This window comes from Microbacterium sp. UBA1612, from assembly GCF_002321605.1.
Lineage (GTDB): Bacteria > Actinomycetota > Actinomycetes > Actinomycetales > Microbacteriaceae > Microbacterium > Microbacterium luteum.
Window position 1 is genome coordinate 129354 of the sequence record NZ_DCMW01000023.1, and the last position, 19836, is coordinate 149189.

At 66.8% G+C, this 19836-nt stretch carries 14 protein-coding genes and 1 pseudogene; 5 read left to right on the top strand and 10 right to left on the bottom strand.

The window, feature by feature from the left end:
- Positions 1 to 54 precede the first annotated feature (54 nt).
- From B3S45_RS14680 to B3S45_RS10330, 6 genes and pseudogenes are all read right to left on the bottom strand, one after another.
- Positions 55 to 477 (bottom strand): annotated as a pseudogene (locus B3S45_RS14680) (coenzyme F420 hydrogenase/dehydrogenase beta subunit N-terminal domain-containing protein); the annotation flags it as partial.
- A complete protein-coding gene (locus B3S45_RS10310; protein ID WP_349675995.1) occupies positions 477 to 1544 on the bottom strand; it encodes a polysaccharide pyruvyl transferase family protein in 1068 nt (355 codons plus the stop codon). The gene B3S45_RS10310 and the pseudogene B3S45_RS14680, both read right to left, overlap by 1 nt.
- A gap of 74 nt (positions 1545 to 1618) precedes the next feature.
- A complete protein-coding gene (locus B3S45_RS10315) occupies positions 1619 to 2743 on the bottom strand; it encodes a glycosyltransferase (RefSeq protein ID WP_286720436.1) in 1125 nt (374 codons plus the stop codon).
- Positions 2744 to 3062: 319 nt separating this feature from the next.
- The gene (locus B3S45_RS10320) at positions 3063 to 4547 is read right to left on the bottom strand and encodes a sugar transferase (protein WP_286720438.1); all 1485 of its coding nucleotides are present in this window, start codon (positions 4545 to 4547) and stop codon (positions 3063 to 3065) included.
- 354 nt (positions 4548 to 4901) lie between these two features.
- On the bottom strand, positions 4902 to 5951 hold the full coding sequence (locus tag B3S45_RS10325) for a hypothetical protein (RefSeq protein ID WP_286720439.1): 1050 nt from the start codon (positions 5949 to 5951) through the stop codon (positions 4902 to 4904).
- A 106-nt stretch (positions 5952 to 6057) separates the two neighbouring features.
- On the bottom strand, positions 6058 to 7710 hold the full coding sequence (locus B3S45_RS10330; RefSeq protein ID WP_286720441.1) for a hypothetical protein: 1653 nt from the start codon (positions 7708 to 7710) through the stop codon (positions 6058 to 6060).
- Between the two features lie 336 nt (positions 7711 to 8046).
- Between B3S45_RS10330 and B3S45_RS10335 the strand changes: the two genes are divergently transcribed.
- Positions 8047 to 9561 (top strand): HNH endonuclease signature motif containing protein, encoded by a 1515-nt coding sequence (locus B3S45_RS10335; protein WP_286720444.1) that lies wholly within the window; start codon positions 8047 to 8049, stop codon positions 9559 to 9561.
- Positions 9562 to 9716: 155 nt separating this feature from the next.
- Here B3S45_RS10335 and B3S45_RS10340 read toward each other — a convergent pair whose 3' ends face one another.
- From B3S45_RS10340 to B3S45_RS10355, 4 genes are all read right to left on the bottom strand, one after another.
- Positions 9717 to 11282, bottom strand: a complete 1566-nt coding sequence (locus B3S45_RS10340) for a sugar transferase (RefSeq protein ID WP_414683089.1) — start codon at positions 11280 to 11282, stop codon at positions 9717 to 9719.
- Positions 11283 to 11604: 322 nt separating this feature from the next.
- Complete coding sequence (locus tag B3S45_RS10345) at positions 11605 to 12327, bottom strand: DUF4760 domain-containing protein (RefSeq protein ID WP_286720447.1); 723 nt, start codon at positions 12325 to 12327, stop codon at positions 11605 to 11607.
- 82 nt (positions 12328 to 12409) lie between these two features.
- Positions 12410 to 13153: a hypothetical protein gene (locus B3S45_RS10350; RefSeq protein WP_286720449.1), complete on the bottom strand. Its 744-nt coding sequence runs from the start codon at positions 13151 to 13153 to the stop codon at positions 12410 to 12412.
- A 234-nt stretch (positions 13154 to 13387) separates the two neighbouring features.
- Positions 13388 to 14647 carry a wax ester/triacylglycerol synthase domain-containing protein gene (locus B3S45_RS10355; protein WP_286720451.1) on the bottom strand — a complete coding sequence of 420 codons (1260 nt, stop codon included), beginning with the start codon at positions 14645 to 14647 and terminating at the stop codon, positions 13388 to 13390.
- Positions 14648 to 14811: 164 nt separating this feature from the next.
- On the opposite strand from B3S45_RS10355, the gene B3S45_RS10360 reads away from it, so the two are divergent.
- Genes B3S45_RS10360 through B3S45_RS10375 form a run of 4 tightly spaced genes read left to right on the top strand, consistent with a single transcriptional unit; the run spans position 14812 to position 19764 of the window.
- The gene (locus B3S45_RS10360) at positions 14812 to 16554 is read left to right on the top strand and encodes a fatty acyl-AMP ligase (protein ID WP_286720453.1); all 1743 of its coding nucleotides are present in this window, start codon (positions 14812 to 14814) and stop codon (positions 16552 to 16554) included.
- A complete protein-coding gene (locus tag B3S45_RS10365; protein WP_286720455.1) occupies positions 16551 to 18221 on the top strand; it encodes an acyl-CoA dehydrogenase family protein in 1671 nt (556 codons plus the stop codon). The genes B3S45_RS10360 and B3S45_RS10365 overlap by 4 nt, the downstream gene beginning before the upstream one ends.
- On the top strand, positions 18218 to 19513 hold the full coding sequence (locus B3S45_RS10370) for an acyl-CoA/acyl-ACP dehydrogenase (protein WP_194383710.1): 1296 nt from the start codon (positions 18218 to 18220) through the stop codon (positions 19511 to 19513). Before B3S45_RS10365 ends, B3S45_RS10370 begins: the two co-directional genes overlap by 4 nt.
- Positions 19510 to 19764, top strand: a complete 255-nt coding sequence (locus B3S45_RS10375) for an acyl carrier protein (RefSeq protein ID WP_194383709.1) — start codon at positions 19510 to 19512, stop codon at positions 19762 to 19764. Before B3S45_RS10370 ends, B3S45_RS10375 begins: the two co-directional genes overlap by 4 nt.
- Positions 19765 to 19836: the final 72 nt, after the last annotated feature.

A 19836-nucleotide genomic window follows, 5' to 3' on the forward strand; every position in this document is an offset into this window, starting at 1 on the left:
GGCCGGTGAATATCGCGATCCGCTCAAGGTCGCGCATGCGTCAACACTCCGAATGACGCGCATTTCGTTCGTTAGAGGCTCGCTTCCTTCAGCAATCCCGAGAACTGCTTCGACCTTGCCGGACGCAATCAGGTGGCCAGCGATCGCTGTGATTGCGCCGCCGCTGCTCCCTGTCCGTCGTACATCGCGGTCACTTGCCCACGCCTCGCGAGCTTCAATGACATTTCCCCACATGGCAGTCGATTGCGGTCCGCCTGTTCGGCGGGGGCGCTCATAACCTAGGCCTGGACAGAACCGCCTGAACTGATCCGATTCGTCGGGGGTCAGCTCACTTCCCGCCGTCAGGTGCGCCTCCTCGAACCCGTTGGACCCACGGGACATGGAGACTTTCTTGGGGAACGCGAGTGCGCAAACGCCACACCCAACGCAAAGGTCCCCATTGGTAACCGCTGTCGGGTCGCCAATATTCCTAGCCATTACTCTCCGAACTCGATTGCGAACTTTGCGATACGTCGTTGCCCCTCGGCGCGCGCTCGCCGTGCGCTTATCGCGAGCTGATTGTCGCCTACGAGGTCTAGTACCGCTTCGACACGAAAGTCGTTCGAGCGAAGGTCTAGAACGTGGTTGTATCCGAGGTCACGGAACAGAGAATCGAATTTGTCAGAGTATGCGAGAGGCACTGTGGGAACGCCTAAGCTCAAGGCGTTCAAGCACGCGTGCATTCGACTTCCTACGAGGACAGTTGCGCCAGCGACTATGCTTCTCGCGGCTCCGAGGGTTGTGGGGCGGTGAACCTTCAAGTCAGGGTATTCGCTCCCGAGCATCTCCGATATCTCCGTGTCGTCGTCACGCTCCCCGCCCGCGAGGACGTGCGGCAGAAGAGATACGGGTGAACCGCGTTCGATCTGCTTCTCGATGATCGTCCGCACGGTCGCCTGGTAGACCCGAGAGTCGACGTGACGATTTTCTTCCCAAAGCAGCCCACTAACGTTCAATACGAGCCCGTTCGAAGGCGTTCGCTCCGGCTGATCGCGAATCGCAAAAACAAGATCCGAACCAAGCATTACTCCTTCGAAGCCAGCTGCTCTCGCTCGCGCCAGCGAGTCTGAGTCTCGCGCCCAGACTGCCTTTGCTTTCTTCATGGCGAGACGGCCTGCTGATCTGCTCCATGCACTTTCCCACGGACCCAGAGTCTGGGGAGCGAGGATCGGAGGGCGTCGAGCATTTGCTGCCGCGAGCTTGCCAGCGAGCATCTTAGCGAAGCGCTTTGCTCCATATATTGACGCAAAACTATCGCCTTCTCCGACATCGATGATGAGATCGTATTGCGCAAGTTCAGACTTGACCTGTCCCCATGGCCACACGGCGGCAATTCCCAAGCGCTTTAGCGAGAGCGAGCCTGAATCGAGAGGCTTGCGATGGCTCGCAAACGTTACGGACGCGCTATCCGGCAGAAGGTCGCGAATGCCTTGTGCGAGAGCGCGTACGCCCAAATTGGGGGAATCAGGATCCGCCCACAATACAAGAACTTTTACTGGAGACAAGACTTATACACCTCGGCTTTTTTGCTGCGGATTTCCGTGCACCCTGGGCGGGGTGGTGGGACCAATGCGTGACGTCATTCGCTCGAGTGTTCCGCTTTGACGCGACCAAATGCCCTATAAAGCGAGCTCTCATATAGGGAGCAAACTCGCTTCCACGTGAAGTGCGTTAAAGCGCGTCGTCTTCCTTCAACAGACATCCGGTTCTGCTCTTCTCTGTCGGCTGAGAGTGCCTTGGCGGCTCGGGTGATCGAATCTGGGTTTGGCTCTACGTATCGCCCAGAGCCGCGCAGAACCTCGCGGTTGTAGGGTGTATCGCGTGCGATCGTGGGTGCGCCCATCGCCATCGCCTGTACCAGAGCTGGGTTTGTTCCACCAACGCTGTGACCATGGAAGTATGCAGCCGCATGTTGCCAGAGCGAGAACAGCCGACGATCGTCGTTTATATGCCCGTACCAGTGAATCCGCGGGTGTATCGCTGCAAGTTCGCGCGCCCGATCGTCAAGTTCGCCGCCGTACCCGGACGATCCGACGAGCACGACGTCCGTGAACTCGGCTATTGCCGGAGCGGCATCGAAAAACTGCGGCACCGTGTTTTCTGGAACGAAACGAGCCACCATAAGCGTATAGCCGCGATGCACTAGCCCTTCTTCGACCGGAAGCTCCTCGCTAACGGTGTCGCCACCATACGGGATGTAGTCTCCGTCGCGGTTGAACTCGACGTCCCAGCGTCGGGAGATCTCGTGCGCGTCAAAGACCAGACGATCGGCGTACTTCGCGGTCATCCGTGCGCCTCTATAGAACATCCACTTAGCGAGACGGCCCCACTTAGCTCGGTCCCACTCGATTCCGTCCACATTCATGACGGTCGGTATTCCGGCGCGCCTGAGGAGTGGGAGCCAATAGCCGTTCGCGCAATTCATGACGAGCGCGACATCGGGCTTCTCGCGTGCAGCATGAAGGGCCGCAGTCATGCCGAAGGTTAGAGTGCTCAGAGATTTTGTTTCGATGCCCCACGTCTCGATAACGCGCACGCGCCCGTCTCGGGTTGAGTCGTCCAACTTCGTGGCCCCTGGGCGGCCATATACGGTGACAGCCCAGCCTCTATCGGCCAGGTATGGCGCGAGGTTGCGGACTGCAGTCTCGAAACCGCCGTAATAGCTCGGGTAGCCACGTGTGCCGATTATTGCGACTGAAGGCAATGCGGTTCCTTTCCATGAGCGAGGTATTCTGTTCCTCGCGGTGCCGGTCGGCCTTCGGGGTGGGGAAATCGGCGCCTCTCGCGCTTAGCTATGGCTCCCCTTGTCCCCCGCTGTCGCGCCTGCAGTCTTCCCTCTCGGGCCCACGCGGCGATGCTCCGGTGCAGCTTCTCGGAGAATGCTCGCCCGGGGAGAGCAATCGAGTTCGACGAGTGCAGTGCGGTATGGATCATGGCGCGCGCACGCATCGAAGTTATGCCGCGGCTGATCCGTGATCGGTAGGAAGAAGGTTCACGCGCATTCAGATCATGTAGGTAATGCTTCACGCCGCAGTTGCTCCCGGGCGCAGTACCGCTCCAGCGGTTTTCGCAACGATTGCCAGGTCGCCTAGCAAACTCCAGTTCTCGACGTAGGAGAGGTCGAGACGAACGGTGTCTTCCCACGAGAGCGTCGATCTCCCGCTGACCTGCCAGAGGCCGGTGATGCCGGGCTTCACGATGAACCGTCGATGCACGTGATCGGCGTACTGTGCTACCTCCGACGGGAGGGGCGGTCGCGGGCCGACGAGCGACATCGAGCCGCTGATTACGTTGAAGAGCTGGGGGAGCTCGTCGAGACTGAACTTACGCATGATCCGCCCGATCGGTGTGACCCGCGGGTCGTTCTGCATCTTAAAGAGCACCTCGTTGCCGGCGTCGCGTTGCTGCTCGGCGAGCTTCTCGAGCAGCTCCTCGGCGTTGACGACCATCGAGCGGAACTTGATCATGGTGAACTCTTTGCCCTGAATGCCGACGCGGGTCTGGCGGAAGAAGACGGGGCCCTCACTAGAGAGCCGGACTGTGATGGCGAGGAAGGCGAGGAGCGGGCTGAGAACGATCACGCCAAGCACACTGGCGACGAGGTCGACCATGCGCTTGAGGAAGAGCTGTCCCTTCGTGAATCGAGGAGTCTCGACGTGGATCAGCGGAAGGCCCGCAACCGGGCGCGTGTGAAGACGCGGGCCGGCGATGTCTACAATGCTCGGGGCGAGCACGAGGTGCTGCTTGCCGGCCTCGAGTCGCCACGAGATCTGCTTGACCTTGTCAGGAGGCAGCTCGTCGGTGCTGGTGACGGCGACGGTGTCGGCACCGGTCGTGGCGAGTGCCCTCTCGACGTCGTCGATGCCACCGAGAACGGGGAGCGTGCCGTTCCGAAGAGTGAGGGCGCGAGCGTTCGAGGTCGTGCAGGCACCGACCACGGCGTAGCCCGCCGAAGGCGTGCGCTCCAGCTCGCGTGCGATCTGGGTCACGGAGTCGGGGGAGCCGACGAGGAGCACCCGTGCCGAGTACTCGTTCATCGAGCGGTGGGCGATGAGCCACTGTCGCCACATCCACCGGGAGAAGACCAGCACGAGGATTCCGGCGGGGAGGCTGAGAAGGAGATACCCGCGAGCGACTTCGACCTTGAGGAGGAAAGCGGCGATCGCAATGAAGCCGAACAGGGTGAGGCTCGCGTTCGCAACCCGCACGTACTCAGCCGTGCCGGTGCCGATCACCCGCTCGCTGCGGGAGTCGATCAGGCTGAGCGCCCACATCCAGAGCACGACGAGGCCGGCAGAGAACATCCAGTAGGAGACATCAGTGATGGCGGCGTTCTCGTGGATCGCCAGATCGACGTTGCCGGTTCCGAACCACACGATCTGCGCGCCGAAGACGACCCAGATGAGCACGAACAGATCGCTCACTCGCAGGCGACGCGCGAAGCGCCTGCGCCAGTTGCGCTGCTTCGGCGATGGGCGTGACGGCTGCGCAGAGCTGGCCGCGGTCATCGGTGTTGCTGCTGCATCTGTCGACGTCGTTGTCGTGTCGCGATCAAGAATCGACACGATTGCCTTTCACTTCTGGTTCTCCCCAACAGAACGAAGTGCCCCCCTGATGAGACGGATCTCATCCGGTGACAACTCGTCGAGCATAGCGGGATACACGCGTGCATCCAGGACGGCGAGGGTGGGTGCAGTCAGAAGTTAACGTGATCGACCCATATTTGTCTGTCCCCTCTTTGGGGGATACGCGCGTGCATCGGGGGTGGCGCGTCGTTTTGGGGTGGGCGGTTGAGGGGTGCGGGTTGCGGGGTTTCGATACGCCGCCCTTGGCGGCTACTCAACCACCGGGGTGGTCGGCGGCTACTCAACCACCGCGGGGTTGGGGGTTGGCAGCGGGGGGTTGAGGGAGAAGGTCGCCGCGAGGGCGTTCAGCTTTGGAATCAGGGTGGAGTCGTCGATCGCGATACGCGTGAAATGCGAGTGGTAGACCTTCACGTTGGCTGCGCCGTGCAGCCAACGCAGGTTGATCGTCGACCGTCGGGCGAGCTCCTGCGCCGGCAGCGGCGCGACATGCACGTCGGCCGGAGTCGAGTCCACGACAGCGAGCAGCTGGTTCGCGTGCAGCGCACCGCGCACCTGATTCGCGTGGTAGCACTCCAGCGACGTTCGGTCCTTCGTCGACAACGCCCGGGCCGGCGACCAGATCGCCCGGCTGCGGGCGCCCGCCATCCGCACCGAGTCGTTGCCCTTTCCGCTCTTTGAGGGGATCACCGCCGTCCACCCTGGCGGCTGGCCCGGGTAGCAGAAGCTCCTCAGCAGGCGAGTCGCCTGGGCTGTGGTGAAGGGCGCACTCGTGCCGACCACGGTGGTCACGATCGTGGGGTCTGGATCGCGATGGGAGCGCCCTCGTGCTGCGCCGAAGAGCTCCTCCTCCCATGCATCCAGGAGCCAGTGCAGGGTCGCCTTGATGGAGTGCTCGTTGCCGGAGGCATCCGTGACCACGTGTTCGGTTGCGATGCGCGCGTGCAGGTCGACCGCGTCGTCTGGCTGGAGGGTGATGTCGACGGTGGCGGTGATAGCCACACTCGCTCCGCCGGGGTGCGCATACCGTTCGGCGGTCAGCGTCACGCCGGGGGTCGTGTTGTCGACGGTGACCGTGTCGGGACTCTTCAACGGAGCCTGCTTCTCCCACGCTCCCGCCGCATCTTTGCTCGGTACCGTCGACGCCCAGTACCGGCTGGGCTCGGGGTCGACCGTCCACGGGGGAGCGACGGGCGTCGTGCCGAGCATTCCGGAATCGAACGCCCGCACGTAGGCAGAGCGCTGTGCCAGTCCGCCGCCCGAAGCGATCAGATCGGGGAGAGCGGAAGAGAGCGTGAAGCTGATGAGCATCCGCTCGATCGTTGCCATGGTGCCTCCGTTGGTGGTAATCAGGTGGTGACTGAACAACCGTCGTTCTCACGACGGATTGGGGCCGCCCGATGGCGGGCCTTGACCGGGCTTCGGCCCGGTCATTTCATGTCAGCTGCACCGGAGAAATCGTTCCGTGATCCGACAGGGCCGATGTCTTCACCTCGCGCACCGACGCTCCGTCGGGAACGAAGGCGATCGTGCTTGCCGGGCGGCCGCGGCGCAGCGCCCGGTAGAGGGCGCGGGCGCTCCGTGCGGTGATCGCGGCATCGAGGTCGTCGGGATTGCCACCGCTCACCTGCATCACCGGCGCCACCAACGCCATGTCGAAGCCGGAACGAAGCACGATCGCCGTCTGCGCGGTGCCGTCTTCGGCTCGCACCGTCGCCGACGGGATGTTCAGCTGACGCGGACGCCACCGCATCTTCCACAGCAACCGCGCCGGTGAATCGCCCGGCTCGAAACGGAACGATCTGATCAGATGGTGAGCCAGCACCAGGAGCAACCAGACCGCCACCCCGGCGGCGAGGGCGAAGACCATGAGGCCCACCACATCCGAGAACCCGTAGACATCCGGGAACTGCCGGTCGAACAGCGCGTTGTAGACCACCGGGAACAGGAAGGCCGGGAAGAGCGAGACGATGCCCAGCGCGGCGGTGGCGGCGAGGCCGGATCCGCTCGTGAGGTCGAACCGCTTCTTGGGCGACACGCGCGTGTACAGAACCCACACGACCAGCACGAACAGCACACCCGGGACGATCCAGAACGCCGGTGCCAAGGCGGCGGTGAAGACCGTGGTGACATCCGACTCGCCGAACACGCTCACCGTCAGCGAATGGCTGGCGGAGGCGAAGCCCGTCGTCGACGAGTCGAGCTGGGAGTAGCCGAGATCGAGCACGATCAACGCCGTGCCCGGGCGCACACCGTCGTCGGCCTCGACACTCACCAGGAGCGTCACGCCGCCGCCGGGCGCGACCACGATCGGGTCGGTGAGGCGCAAGTGGCCGGGCTCGCCGGTCGCGTCTTCGCCGCTGACAGAGACGGTGAGGAAAGAGGGGTAGGTGATGACCGCCGACTCGATCGTCTGCTCCGCCGTGCTGGAGTTCGTGATCGAGAAGATCAGGTCTGTCGCTCGGGTGTCGATGAGCGACGTGGGGCCCTGTGCGGTGACGGCGAGAGGGCCCGGCGCGGCCGTCGGCCATGTCGCCGGCGTGACGGTGAGCGTCGCGGCCTCCTGGCGGAGGGTGTCACCGAGACGGTAGGTGACGTCAGCGACGAGCGTCGTCGGCCCGGGGAGCTGTGCGACCACGGTGACCTCGGCGAGGAGAAGTAGCGACCCGCCTGCCGGCATCGACGCTGAGGCGTCGTCGCCGATGATCTGCGGCTGCGGCGCGAATTCGATCGTGATGTCGTCGCGGGAGATCTCGCCGACCCGCAGCTGCGTGATCGGCTGGTCGGAGCCGTTGTCGATCGACAGCGCCGTCGCGACCGTCTCGCCGCGGACCGCCGTGAGGGTGTTGGGGGTGAAGGTGATTGATACGGCGGTGGCGGGGGTTGCGGTTGCGTTGGCTGCGGTGAGGGTGGACGTCGCGGTGATGGAGGCTGCTGCGGGGATGGTGGCTGAGGCTGGGGAGGCGGCCGCGGGAGCGGCGGTGAGGGTGGTGGCTGTGGCTGGGGAGGTGGCCGCGGGAGCGGCGGTGATCAGGAGCAATGCCGCGGCAATCGTCGCGGAGACACCCAGCTGGCTGAAGCGCCGCATCCCGAACCCCCTCGTTGCACCATCGGTGGCGCCCACAGTAGGGGAACGGGGCTCCGCAGGGTATAGGGATCTCGTGCGCGGGTGGGTGGGGCGCCCGCGGTGCGCTCGGTTCGCGACGGGGGATGGCGGTCGAGATGACGGCAGATGGGCGGGGGAGGCGAGTGAGTCATGCGTCAGCGCCCGGGTTCGAGTGCGCAAAAGGCATGGTCTCGGCGGAAAGGCATGGTCTCGTGAAGAAGTTTGTCGATTTCCCGTGCAATCGGCGCTTTTGTGGGCTGGAATGTCGGTGGCCCTCCCTAGTCTGAAAGCAGATCGAAGCAACGGATCGGGGCGAAAATGAGCGACGAAAAGCAGCGCGAGGCGGATGCTCTCCGTACGCGTGAACTCGTCGCCGAGGCGAGTCGATTTCGAGCTCTCGCCGCATACGCGCTCGCCGAGTTGGAGCGCACGCACGCGGACGCGTACGCGTTGACGCAGGAGCAGACGGCGCGGTTGCGTGATGCGTCGACGCGGGAGCGGGAGATGCCGTTGCGGTCGATGGCCGCGGAGCTAGCGGTGGACGCGCGGGTCAGTGATCGCACGTTGCAGTCGCAGTTGTTCGAGGCGCATCGCACGGTGACGCAGTTCGCGGCGTCGTGGGAGGCGTGGCGTGAGGGACGGGTATCGCGCGCGCACGTGCGGGTGATCGTCGACGCCGGCGCCGATCTGGCTGATGATGAAGCGCGTCGGGCGTATGAGGCCGAGGTGTTGACTTATGCCGAGACGACCTCTGCCGGGCGGGTGAGGCCGTTTGCGGAGCAGGTAGCGGAGAAGCACAACCCGAAGACGATGCAGGATCGTCATGATGAGGCGGTGCTGGACCGGCGGGTGTGGGTCGAGGATCTGCGCGACGGGATGTCGATGCTCGGGGTGATCGGGCCGTCAGTCGAAGTTCACGGGGTGCACGACCGGCTCACTCGGCAGGGGAAGGCGATCAAGGCCACCGACCGTGCCGCCCGCCGCGAAGCCGCCGACCGCGCCGCCCGCCGGGAAGCCGCCGAGCGCGACGCCGCCGGGGGTGACGCCGACGGCCGCGATGGTAAGCAGCCGGAGTCTTCGCGGGGCGGTGGCGAGATGAGGCCAAAGGACACTGGCGCGAGTTTCGGATTGGACGAGCCGGGGGAGTCGTGCGGGACCAATGGTGGTGACGAGACCGAGTCCTCCATCTGGTTTGACGAGCGGACGTTGGATCAGATCCGCGCCGACCTGCTGTTGGACATGTTGCTCACCTCCTCACCGTCCGTTGACCCGACCGGGGGTGCCGTCGATGGTGGGTTGGGCGCGATTCGGGCTCACGTGCAGGTCACGGTGCCGGCGACGACCCTCGCGGGAACCACCACCGGTGGAGCAGAACTGGACGGGAAGTGCGCCGTCGACCCCGAGACGGCGAAGATCCTCGCCGGGAACGTTCCGAGTTTCGATCGGGTGTTCCTCGATCCGATCACGGGCGCGGTGCTCGCCGTGGACCGGAGGTTCGTGACCGCGGAGCAGAAGCGGTACCTGGTGGCGCGGGATATCCGGTGCCGGTTCCCCGGGTGCCGGCGCCCCGCCCGTGATTGCGACTGGGACCACCGCGAGGACTGGGCTCTGGGCGGGAAGACCGATGTCAACAATGTCGGGGCGTTCTGCAGACGGCACCATGCGATGAAGCAAGCGGCCGGGTGGACGGTCGTGCAAGAACCCGGTGGAAGGTTGCGGTTTACCGCGCCGTCGGGGTTGGAGTACGTCGACGATCCGCCACCGCGGGTGGTGTTCATGCCCGATCCACCCCCGGCTCAGGACACAGCCGGTGAGGTGGTCGCGCCCTTCTGACCCGGGTCAGCGGGCAGGAGCGCGTGGCGGGACGTTTCGTCTCGCTTCGGTCGCTCAACGACCGGGTGGGGCGTGTGTGTGTTGTGGGGCGCGTTTCGTATTGCTCGGCTCGCCTGTGCATGGATACTCCAGGAGTTCGTCGGGAGAGCCCGACCTCAGGACGCCGTCTCGCCCGGGCTCACGACCGCCTTCGCGGTCTTCAGCAGGATCGCGATGTCGCTGAGCAGTGACCAGTTCTCGACGTAGGAGAGGTCGAGACGCACCGACTGATCCCAGGACAGGGTGGAACGGCCGCTCACCTGCCAGAGGCCGGTGATGCCGGGCTTCGCGAGGAAGCGGCGGTGCACGTGATCGGCATACTGCGCCACTTCCGACGGCAGCGGCGGCCGCGGGCCGACGAGCGACATGGAGCCGCCGATCACGTTGAACAGCTGCGGCAGCTCGTCGAGGCTGAACTTGCGCATGATCTTGCCGACCGGCGTGACCCGGGGGTCATCCGTCATCTTGAACAGCACCTCGTTGCCCGAATCGCGCTGCTGGCGGGCGAGGTTCTCGAGCATGTCTTCGGCGTTGACGACCATCGAGCGGAACTTCAGCATCGTGAACTTGCGACCGCGCAGGCCGATGCGGGTCTGTCGGAACAGCACCGGCCCCTGACTCGACAGCCGCACCGTGATGGCGAGGAACGCCAGCACCGGACTCAGCGCGATCACCCCGAGAACACTCGCGATGAGATCGACCATGCGCTTCAGGAACAGCTGGCCCTTGCTGAACCGAGGCGTCTCCACGTGGATGAGGGGGAGACCCGCGACCGGGCGCGTGTGCAGTCGGGGCCCGGCGACGTCGATGATGCTCGGCGCGAGCACGAGGTGCTGCTTGCCGGCTTCGAGGCTCCACGAGATCTGCTTGACCTTGTCCGGCGGCAGGTCGTCGGTGCTGGTGACGGCGACCGTGTCGGCGCCGGTGGCGGCGATCGCGCGATCGACGGCGTTGACCGAGCCCATGACGGGGATATCAGTGCCTGCGATCGTCGAGGCCACCGCGGCGTTCGGAACGCACGCTCCGACGACGAGATAGCCCGCGGCGGGCGTGCGCTGCAGCTCGTGGGCGATCTGGGTGACCGACTGCGCGGAGCCGACGAGCAGCACCCGCGCGGAGTACTCCTTCATCGACCGCCGTGCGATCAGCCAGTGCCGCCACAGCCATCGCTCGAGCACGAGCACGAGCACACCCGCCGGGAGACTCAGCAGCAGGTAGCCGCGGGCGACTTCGATGCCCAGCAGGAACGAGGCGATCGCGATGAAGCCGAAGAGCGTCAGGCTCGCGTTCGCCACCCTGATGTACTCGGTGGTGCCATGGCCGATGACGCGATCGCTGCGGGAATCGATGAGGGTCAGTGCCCACATCCACGCCAGCACCAGTGCCGTCGAGAACAGCCAGTACGACACCGCGCTGATCGCGGCGTTCTCATGAATCGCGAGATCGACGTTGCCCGTGCCGAACCACACGAGCTGGGCGCCGAAGACCACCCAGACGAGCACGAACAGGTCGCTGAACCACAGCCGCCGCGCGTAGTGCGTGCGCCAGCGCGACGCAGACGTCGTCGAGGGGTGCGCTGCGTCGGCCGTCGCGGCCGGCGTCGGAGCCCCCTGCCCGGGCGCACCTATGGTCGGTGAGTCCGGCGACGTCGTTGTCGTGTCGTTTTCTATCGTCGACACGATGTGCCTTTCATTTCGATCTCCCCAGGAACGAAATACATCGGCGAAGAGCGAACTCAACGACGGTGCACGTCCACAGCATAGGGAGCGGACTGTGTCGCGCGGGTTACGTTTTGCCCCGGCACCTGTTCGTCAGACGGGGGTAGCGCTCAAGGGTGCGCATGCCTCAGAATCGCTGCACATGAACTCGCCTGTGAACGACCTCCAAGATCGGGCCATTCGGGGTACGATCGGGTAAGTTCGAACCTCTGTCTGGGAAGAAGGAAGCTATGAGCAAGCGATTCGAAGAAGAGGACGTCGACTGAGACGCCCTCCGCCCTGACTCTTAAGGTTGGCGCCGCAGAGACTCGAGTCTCTCGGCGTCAACTTCTTTGTATCGGATCTGCATCGCCAGTTTCTCCAACGCCACGTATGCCTTCTCCTGGCGGCGTTGCGGCTCCGGGTGGGTGCGGCGGATGGCGATGTACGGTTCGAATCGTTCGAAGGTGCGCTTGATGATCGTGCCGCCGGCGTCCACCAGCACCGCCCGGCGGTAAACCCCCAGCTCCACGCCCACTGCAAGCCGCTCAAGCCCGTTCAGGACCGCGACGGCGGCGTGAACGAGATTGGTTCGCTCCGTGTCGGTGAACAGCGGCGGCGTGGTTCCGCGGCGCACGATCACTCCCAGGATGCGGATCGGCCGTGTTGGACGCTCGGCGCTCCCTTCTGCGAGAGCCTGCGCCTGAGCGGACGTCAATTCGCGCGGGCCGAGCATTTTCGAGATCAGCTTGCGCTCGGCGACGGTGTCGTCGGACCACTTGGTCCGTGCCTCGAGTGTCGCCTGGCGGCGCGTCGCACGCCAGTTCATCCATGTGGCGAACGTGACGGTCACCAACGATGCCAGGGCGATGACAGCGCCGGCAAGAGCCGCGTGCTCGCGAGCGAACGCCACGTGCGGAGACAGGTCGACATCGCGCAGCAGAAGGGCGACGATAACCGCCACCGCCGCAGCGAGGAGCACGGAAACCACGTGTATCGCCTTGATCTTTCGCAGCATTCCCCAGTTCACAGACCGTGTTTACCACGAGCGAAGACGTAACGAGGCGCACAATCCCCAGGGCGAGAACAGCCGGGACCGACGTGCTACGGGGTCACGACGCGCCGAACGCGGGCTGCGTGCGTCGGCTGCGCCGGATCGGTTCGGGCGCCGCCGCCGGGAGACGCTTCGCGTCGACGTTGATGCGCACGAGGTAGATCACCACGAGCGAGAGCACCACCATCTCGCCGGAGTCCTCGACGAACCCGAGCGAGCGGTCGATGAGACGGATATCGAGGAAGAACGAGTGCACGATGTCGACCAGCACCGCGAACACCAGCAGCGTCGCGACGAGAAGTGCGATGGTGCGATGGATCAGTCGAGTGCGCGCATCCGCCCTCAGATAGGCGATCACGATCGGTGTCGCGAACACCAGCAGGGCCACACCCGACACGGCGAGTTCGCCGAACGTCTGCGGCCCGACGGGGCCGATGCCGAACGCCCACGGCTGCATGGCGTAGACGAAGCCGACCACCTCGTGCACCATGAACGCGTCATCGACGAAGAAGTACAGGAAGAGCGGGATCCACGCGGCGACGGACCAGCTGCGGCGCGCGACGGCGAACATCGCCAGCAGCACCACCACCCACAGGTACTTCACGTATTGGTACGCCTCGCCGTAGCTGCCGTCCATGTCGACGCGCAGCACGTTCGGCGCATCCCAGCCGACCATCACCACGACGTGGATGAGCCCCAGGGCCACATCGACGCCGAGCACCATGGCGGCGATGAGCACCACCGAGCGCTGATTGCGGAACAGCCATTTCCCCTCGTGCGCAAGCGCGGTGAAGACAGACATCCGTGGACCTCCCCAGTGGTCCTCGCGGTGTCGACTGCCGCATGCTGCTTCGCACGGAGGCGACGCCTAACGATCATCGTTTGCCGGGGAGTATAGAGCCGTTCACCCGTGGTTCAGGATTTGTTTACCTGGTGGTAACCGGTGGCGGCGCGTTTCGTCTCGCCTTCGGCTCGCTCAACGACCGGGGAGAGGCGGGTGTGGGTGGGGGTGCGTTTCGTCTCGCCTGCGGCTCGCTCAACGGCCAGAAGGGGACGCGGTGAGGAAGGTGGCGAGGGTGTCGAGGAGGGGAGGGAGCGGCGTCGACTGCTGGGCAGTCGCGGTCAGGGTGAGGCGACCGTCGTAGAGGATCGCGAACATCGACTGCTCGTCGTGCGGCAGGGAGGCGGGGAGCACGATGACCTCGTCGAGCGACGCGCCCAGCAGGAACCGGGTGCGCGAAACCCAGGGCACGAGCGTCGCGTAGCCGATCTCGCGCGCGGGGACCGGCGGCGTGTGGGTGCCGGCGCGGGCGTCTGCCAGCTGCCGCTTCACCGTGGCGACGAGATCTGCCGACGAGCCCGAGCGGTCGCCATGGATCGCGGCGTCGGCGACGCGGTTGCGGCTGCCCTCGGTGGGCTTGCGCAGCACCGGAACCCGCACCCGCACCGGGCCGCCCTGGGCCCTGCCGGCATGGATCGCCGCGGCCACGACGAGGTCGTTCATCGTTCCGTCGAGCTCGGTGGCCGTCTGCTGCACGATGCTCGCGTCGAGGGTGCGGTGTCCGGAATGCGTGGTCACCGCTCGGGCCGGGCGATCCCTGAGGCGCCGGCTGACCCGTGCAGCCACGCGCCGCGCGCGCCGGAGCGCCGGCTTGCGCAGATACGCCCGCACGCGACCGCGCATGTCCGGCGACGCACGCCACCAGGTCGTCCACGCGAGCAGGGGAAGCTCGATCGGCCCGGCCGGGCGCTCGTCACGGAAGAGGGGCTCGCCGGGGTCGGGGGCGGCATCCGCTTTCGATGTCGTCAGCGCGCGCAGGAAGGTGAGCGTGCGCAGCGCATCGCCGCCGGCGTGATGCATGAGGATGCCGAGCGCGACGCGACCGTCGGTGAGGGGCGTCACCTGCAGGCGCCACAACGGTTTGTCGGCGTCGAGGGGTCCCTCCTCCCACCCGATGAGAGTGCGGAGGTTGTCGTCGGACAGCGCGGTCTCGGTGCCGAAGCGCACGTGATCGTCGATGCGGATGCCGGCCGGCACCCACGCTGGGGGAACGAGACCGAGGAATGAGCGCTGCAGCCGCAGGTGAGCGTAGGGCACCGCCGTCGTCGCGGACTCGGCCCAGGCGGTGATCGCCCGCCGGTCGAGGGATCCGTCTGGCCGGCGCAGCGTGCCGCCGTCGAGCACCGCCACCCCCTGCATGTGCATCGAAACGAAGGTCTCGGTCGTGCCGACGTAGCCCTCCTCCCACACCTGCATGAATTCGGCGTGCGGGCGTCGTGCGGGCCGTCGTGTCATGTGCGTTCCCCCTCCGCGGATGCGCACACTGTGACAGCAGGTTGTTGCGATCGTGTGAACACCTGCGCACATCACTTCCGGCGCGTGACGGCAGGCGCTTAGCATGCCGTCATTGGCCGACGGCGCCCAGCTGAATGACGAGTCACGCGAATCTGGGGGTCGCAATGATCGTTCCGGCAACATATCTCGATGCCATGCAGGCCACCGCGGCGCGCGCCGGTGACGACCGCGGCATCCGCTTCTACACCGATGAGAAGACCTCGGTGCGTCGGGGCTACGCCGAACTCGACGAGCGGGCGCGGGCCCGGGCGGTCGAGCTGATGCGTCTCGGATTCGGCGTCGGAGACGTCGCTGTGCTCGGCTTCGAACCGGGCCTCGGGTTCGCGGAGTCGGTGTACGCCGCCCTCTACGCCGGCATGACGATCGCGCCGGTTCCCGTCACGGTCGGGCGCAACCCGCGGAGCGTGATCGAACGCATCGAGACGATCACCGCCGACTCCGGGGCACGCCTCGTGCTGACCGACGCCGCCGCCCGGCCCCTGTTCGACGAGGCCGACCTCGGGCCGGCGCTCGTGCGGGAGCTCGGCGAGCCCGACCTCTCGCTGGCCGACGCCTGGACGGCACCGGAGATCACCGCGGACAGCATCGCTCTGCTGCAGTACACATCCGGATCCACCGGTGTGCCCAAGGGCGTCGTCGTGACGCACGGCAACCTCGTCGCCAACGAGGAGGCGATCGGGGCGACCGTGCACGACGGCCCCGACGCGGTCTGGGTGGGGTGGCTGCCGCACTATCACGACATGGGGCTCATCGGCCTGCTGCTGCGGCCTATCTACGCCGGGGTCGACTCCATCCTCACCTCTCCCTCGCGCTTTCTGCGTCGGCCGCTGATGTGGCTGCGCCTCATCGCGAAGCACCGCGGCACCTTCACCGTCGCCCCCGACTTCGCCTACCGCCTGTGTGCGCAGGTGGTCACCGACGAGCAGCTCGCCGAACTCGATCTGTCGTCTCTCACGCACATCGTCACCGGAGCCGAACCCATCAAGACCTCCACGGTCGAGGCGTTCACGAGCCGGTTCGCCGCTGCAGGATTGGACCCGGCGGCCATGATCCCCGCCTACGGCATGGCCGAGACGACACTCATCATCTCGGCCGCCTCCGGGCGGGAGGTGCGCTCGCTGTCGGCCGATCTCGGCGGCATCGAGCGCGGTGACCTGCTGCCGGCGGTCGATGACCGATCGGTCGACCTCGTGCTGTGCGGGCCGCCCGTGCCCGGGTCGACCGTCGCGATCGTCGACCCCGCCACCTGCACACCGGTTCCCGACGGTCGCATCGGGGAGATCTGGGTCAGCGGACCAAGCGTGACCCAGGGCTATTGGGGGCGCCCCGATGCGACCGCCGAGGTATACGGCTTCCACGTGCCGGGTACCGACGATCCGTTCCTGCGCACCGGCGATCTCGGCGCGATGATCGAGGGGGAGGTCGTCGTCGCAGGTCGGCTGAAAGACCTGATCATCTCGCACGGACGGAACGTCTTTCCGCAGGATGTCGAAGCCACCGCATCCGCCGTCGTCGGCACCGACCCGTCGTGTCTCAGCGCCGCGTTCGCGCTCGACGAGCATCAGCCCACCGAGGTGGGCGTCGCGGTGGAGGTCGACCCGCGCACGCTCGCGAGTGGAGACGCCGACGCGCTCGTGCGCGACGTGCGCCGTGCCGTCATGAGCGAGTTCGGTCTGCCGAGCGTCGGGATCGCCCTGCTGCGCAAGGGCACGCTGCCGCGCACCACCAGCGGCAAGATCCAGCGGCGCCGTGCGCGTGCGGAGCTGCTTGCCGGCGACCTCACGCTTGCGGCGGTCGACGGGATCACCGTCGACGGGGAACGCGCGCTCGATGTGCCGGTGACATGAGCGCGACCGTCGAGACCGTGACGCCGGTGATTGTGGATGCCTACGGGCGCGCGGCGGAGTTGGACGCGTACCTCGGCGATCCCGCGGACCCCGGTGGGCGGATGCCGCTCGCGGTGACGCTCGAGCGTGACCACGACCGGGCGTTCCCCGCCGAAGCCGTCGCTGCGCTCGACGCGTGGGGGTTGCCGCGGCGCTACGTGCCCGAGGCATTCGGCGGCGGTCTGCGCGACGTCTTCGAGCTACTGCTCCTCATGCGCACCGTCGCCGCGCGGGATCTGACGGTCGCCGTCGGACACGGCAAGACCGTGCTCGGGGCGATCAGTGCGTGGGCGGCCGCCGACGACAGCGCGACGCACATGGCGCGGATCGTCGGCGCGGGTGAAGCTGTGTCGTGGGGGCTGACCGAGAAGGACCGGGGGAGCGACCTCGCCGCATCGCAGACGGCGGCGGCGAGCGCCGGCGGTGGCATCCGCCTCGACGGGCACAAGTGGCCGATCGGAAACGCCACGCGGGGTCGCGCGATCACCGTGCTGGCCCGCACCGAGGACAAGCCCGGACCGCGCGCCCTGTCGCTCGTGCTCGTCGACAAGACCGAGGTCGACCCGGCGACCCTGTCGTACCGTGCGCGGCGGCCGCTGCACGGCATCCGCGGAGCAGATATCAGCGGCATCGACTTCGGCGGAACCGTCGTGCCGGGCGATCGGCGCGTCGGTGCGCCGGGGCAGGGAATCGAGATCGTGCTGAAGAGCCTGCAGGTCACACGCACGCTGTGCGCGGCGCTGTCGCTCGGGGCGGGTGACCAGGCGCTCGCGTGCCTCGCGGCATCCCGTGTCGACGCGGCGGTGATCGCTCGCGGAGCCGCCGATATGCTGCTCGCGGAGGCGGTGGCCTTCGCCGGTGCGCGGCTGTTCCACGTCGCACCGGCGGAGATGGCGCTGACGAGTGCGTTCGTGAAGGTGCTGGTTCCCGATCTCGTCGATGGCGTCATCCGCGATGGTTCGTACGCTCTCGGTGTCAACGTGCTGCTGGAGGACGGGCCGGGTGCGGCCTGGGAGAAGGTGGCGCGCGACGCGAAGGTCGTGAGCATCTTCGACGGCAATTCCGTCGTCAACCTCAACGTCGTCATCAACGAGTTGCCCAACATCGCGCGCGGAGTCGACGAGGAAGCGGGCGACGTCGACGCATTCGCGTTCGATCGGGATGCGGGCGCGTTCGACATGTCTGGTCTGCGCTTGGTCACCCGGCGGGGGTCGCGCCTGCTGCGCTCGCTGCCCGATCTCGTCGAACGGCTCGACGACGGGCGTGCCCATCCCGAGGCGGTGCAGATTGCGCGGGCCCTTGTGGGGGTCTGGCGCGAGCTTGCCGTGCGCGTGCATGAGACAGAGCGCGCGGCGCGTCCGCCGGTGGCGCAGTTTGCGCTCGCCGAGCAGGTCACGTCGGTGTTCGCCGGCGCCGCAGCGATCGCCGTCTTCGTCGCCAATCGGGATCACGCGAGCGGCGACGCATGGAACGGCGACCTCTGGCTGCGCGCCGCGCTCGCGCGCGTCACGGGGCGGCTCGCCATCGACATCGGCACGTTGCCCGCCGCCGAGCTGCAGCAGCTCGCCGTCGGCGGATCGATCAGCCTTCTTCCGGAGTGGCGCGCACAGGGTCGAGGTGGCGCATGACGGTCGTCTCCTCGAGCGCGCACGAGGTCGCGGGGGTCGTGGTGGCCTCTCGCCTCGAGACGGCGCTCGGTGACCCGCGCACCGATGCCGGCCTCATCCGCTTCGCCGATGTCGTCGCCTCGGAGGACATCACGCGGGTGACGCCCGAGGTGCGGCGCGCAGTGCTCGACGATCACGGTCTCGCGTTCGAGCTCGTGCCCGAGATGTGGGGAGGGGCGGGTGGCGGACCGTCGGAGGTCGCTGCGCAGCTGCGGGCGCTGTTCCGCCGCGATGCGGCGGCCGGAGCGGAACTCGGCGGACTTGCCGCGTTGGCCGCGGCCGGCGTGTGGACGCAACCCGCCGCGGGACTCGTGGCCCGGGAGCTGCTGTCGCTGCGTCCTATCGCCGTCGCGGTGGAGGCCGGCGAGATCGCTTCCGATCCGCAGACGGTCGCTTGGCGCGTGAGCGGTGTCCTCCCGCTCGTCGCCGTTCCGCTGGAGTCTCGGTGCGTCGTCGTGCGCAGGGGAGCGGCCGCCACGCTGATCGGGCTCGACGGCGCGCTCGCCGTCGTCACGCCGCGGTCGACGACGGGGCTGCGCGGTCTGCGGTTCTGTGCGCTCGAGCTGCGCGACGCCCCGGTTCTCGCCACCTGGAACGTCGACCCCGCCGGTGACGACCAGGCGCAGGCGATGCTCGCATCGGCCTGGTGCGGCACCGTCGACACCGCGCTGCGGCTGGCGGTCCCGTATGCCCGAGGCAGGGCGCTGTACGGCGGTGCCGTCTGGGATCTTCCGCACGCGCGAGGGCTCGTGGCGGGGGCTTTCGCGGACCTCCTGCTCGCCGACGCGATCGCCGCCGCCGCACTCGCCGGGCGGCACGTCTCGGCTCTCGAACTCGTGCCGACGCTGCTCGGCGACGCCATGCGCGCGCTCTCCGTGCTCTTCGGTTCGACGTTCTTCGCGCGGGTCGAGCCGTATGAACTCGTCGAGACCCTCGTGCGGGATGTGACGAGCATGCGACTGATCTCAACTCCCCGTCACCGGATGTCGACGGCGACACCTGGTGACGGGGTCGAGCTCTTCGAGGAAGCAGCGGAGTCCCTCGAAAAGGCAGCGGCGGGTGCGCCAGCGCCCCTGCGCCGGGCCGTGCGTGATCGGCTGGCGGCGCGACGCGCCGGCCGGCGCGACGCGTTGCAGGCCGACGCGATCGAGCACCTCGCCACGGAGGTGGATCGCCGAGCCGCCGCAGACACATCCCTGACCTTCGACAACAGCGGGGTGTTCGCATCCCGAACAGAAAGGACGACGACATGAGCGTCACCGAAACCGGAGCGGCTGTCGAGAACTGGCTCGCGGGCCGTATCGTCGCCTACGGCAAGAAGGATGCCGGCGACTTCACCCTCGACACCGACTTCTCCGACATCGGGCTCGACTCCGTGTACGCGCTCACCCTCTGCGGCGACATCGAAGACGAGTACGGCATCGAGATCGACCCCGAGCTGATGTGGGACCACTCCAGCATCCGATCGCTCGCCGGAGCGCTCCGGGAGCTCGGCGCGGTCTGACGGGCCAAGAGCATGGGCCAGTCGGCCCGTCTGTTAAGGGCGAGATGCGCGCGATGAAGGACGACGAGCAGA

Bases quoted from the DNA above. Each gene is read 5' to 3' on its own strand.
- B3S45_RS10320 (WP_286720438.1), bottom strand. From the start codon at position 4,547: ATGACCGCGGCCAGCTCTGCGCAGCCGTCACGCCCATCGCCGAAGCAG.
- B3S45_RS10325 (WP_286720439.1), bottom strand. From the start codon at position 5,951: ATGGCAACGATCGAGCGGATGCTCATCAGCTTCACGCTCTCTTCCGCT.
- B3S45_RS10330 (WP_286720441.1), bottom strand. From the start codon at position 7,710: ATGCGGCGCTTCAGCCAGCTGGGTGTCTCCGCGACGATTGCCGCGGCA.
- B3S45_RS10335 (WP_286720444.1), top strand. From the start codon at position 8,047: ATGAGCGACGAAAAGCAGCGCGAGGCGGATGCTCTCCGTACGCGTGAA.
- B3S45_RS10350 (WP_286720449.1), bottom strand. From the start codon at position 13,153: ATGTCTGTCTTCACCGCGCTTGCGCACGAGGGGAAATGGCTGTTCCGC.
- B3S45_RS10355 (WP_286720451.1), bottom strand. From the start codon at position 14,647: ATGACACGACGGCCCGCACGACGCCCGCACGCCGAATTCATGCAGGTG.
- B3S45_RS10360 (WP_286720453.1), top strand. From the start codon at position 14,812: ATGATCGTTCCGGCAACATATCTCGATGCCATGCAGGCCACCGCGGCG.
- B3S45_RS10365 (WP_286720455.1), top strand. From the start codon at position 16,551: ATGAGCGCGACCGTCGAGACCGTGACGCCGGTGATTGTGGATGCCTAC.
- B3S45_RS10370 (WP_194383710.1), top strand. From the start codon at position 18,218: ATGACGGTCGTCTCCTCGAGCGCGCACGAGGTCGCGGGGGTCGTGGTG.
- B3S45_RS10375 (WP_194383709.1), top strand. From the start codon at position 19,510: ATGAGCGTCACCGAAACCGGAGCGGCTGTCGAGAACTGGCTCGCGGGC.